Raw genomic sequence first — 1,471 nt, 5'->3', positions numbered from 1 at the left:
CTCGACCTGCTGCGGCCCATCTACGCCCAGACCGCCGCCTACGGCCACTTCGGCCGCGAACTGCCCGACCTCACCTGGGAGCGCACCGACCGCGCGGACGCCCTGCGCCGCGCCGCGGCGGGCTGACGCCACGGCGCCCCGGCCCCGCAGACGGCGGTGCGCGGACATCCCCCGCCGCGCACCGCTTCCCGCCCGGCTCCCCCCTCCGGTACTCCCCCACCCGCCTCCCGGCCCGAGCCCTCGAGGAGTGCTTCTTCCGTGCGTATCGCCGTGACCGGCTCGATAGCGACCGACCATCTGATGGTGTTCCCCGGGCGTTTCACCGACCAGCTGATCAAGGACCGGCTGGAGCGCGTCTCCCTGTCGTTCCTCGCCGACCGGCTCGAGGTGCGGCGCGGCGGTGTCGCCGCCAACATCGCCTTCGGCCTCGGCCTGCTGGGCCTGCACCCCCTCCTGGTCGGGGCGGCGGGCGTGGACTTCGCCGAGTACGGCACCTGGCTGCGCTCGCGAGGGGTGGACACCTCCGCCGTGCGGGTCAGTGAACGGCTGCACACCGCGCGGTTCGTGTGCACCACCGATGAGGATCAGAACCAGATCGCCACCTTCTACGCGGGCGCCATGGCCGAGGCGTCCCGGATCGACCTGGGCGCGGTCGCCGCGCGCACCGGCGGACTCGCGCTGGTCCTGGTCGGCGCCGACGACCCGGCGGCGATGGTCCGCCACACCCGCCAGTGCCGCGAGAGGGACATCCCGTTCGCCGCCGACCCCTCCCAGCAGCTCGCCCGCCTCGACGGCGACGAGGCACGCGAACTGGTGGACGGCGCCCGCTGGCTGTTCACCAACGAGTACGAGGCGGCCCTGCTCCAGGAACGCACCGGCTGGACGGAACGGCAGCTGCTCGAGCGGGTCGGCACCTGGATCACCACGCTCGGCGCCGACGGGGTGTCGCTCGCCCGTTCCGGTGCGCCCCGGTTGCGGGTGCCGGCCGTCGCCACGGACCGGATCGCCGACCCCACGGGAGCGGGCGACGCCTTCCGGGCCGGTTTCCTCGCCGGACTCGCCTGGGAGTGGCCGCCGGAGCGGGCCGCCCGGTTGGGCTGCGCCCTGGCGACCACCGTGCTGGAGTCGGTCGGCACCCAGGAGTACAAGCTGCTCGCCGCGGACTTGATCTCCCGCGTCGGCCAGGCCTACGGCCCCGACGCGGCGCGGGCCGTCGAGCCGCGGCTGGCGGAGGTGTCATGAGTCCGGCCGGGACGGCCCCGGGCACCGTCCCCGGCCCAGGGACGCCGTGCTTCTCCTTCGAGTTCTTCCCGCCGAAGACGGAGAAGGGCGAGCGCACGCTGTGGGAGGCGATCCGCCGGGTCGAGGCCCTGCGTCCCGACTTCGTGTCCGTCACCTACGGCGCCGGCGGCTCCTCCCGCGACCGCACCATCGCCGTCACCCGCCGCATCGCCGCCGAGACCACCCTGCG

The 1,471-nt window shown here is 74.8% G+C and carries 3 protein-coding genes; all 3 read left to right on the top strand.

The features are described 5' to 3' along the window. Positions 1–126: methionine adenosyltransferase domain-containing protein (locus tag ACZ45Q_RS34050; protein WP_468269087.1), on the top strand; the 126-nt coding region annotated here is incomplete at its 5' end. 132 nt (positions 127–258) lie between these two features. After that, on the top strand, positions 259–1,242 hold the full coding sequence (locus tag ACZ45Q_RS34045) for a carbohydrate kinase family protein (protein ID WP_468269084.1): 984 nt from the start codon (positions 259–261) through the stop codon (positions 1,240–1,242). Then, positions 1,239–1,471: methylenetetrahydrofolate reductase (locus ACZ45Q_RS34040; RefSeq protein WP_468269081.1), on the top strand; the 233-nt coding region annotated here is incomplete at its 3' end. The genes ACZ45Q_RS34045 and ACZ45Q_RS34040, both read left to right, overlap by 4 nt.

This window comes from Streptomyces sp. NPDC031049 (assembly GCF_055571015.1).
The sequence above is the reverse complement of the archived record's forward strand: the minus strand, read 5'-3'. Positions and strand labels throughout refer to the sequence as shown.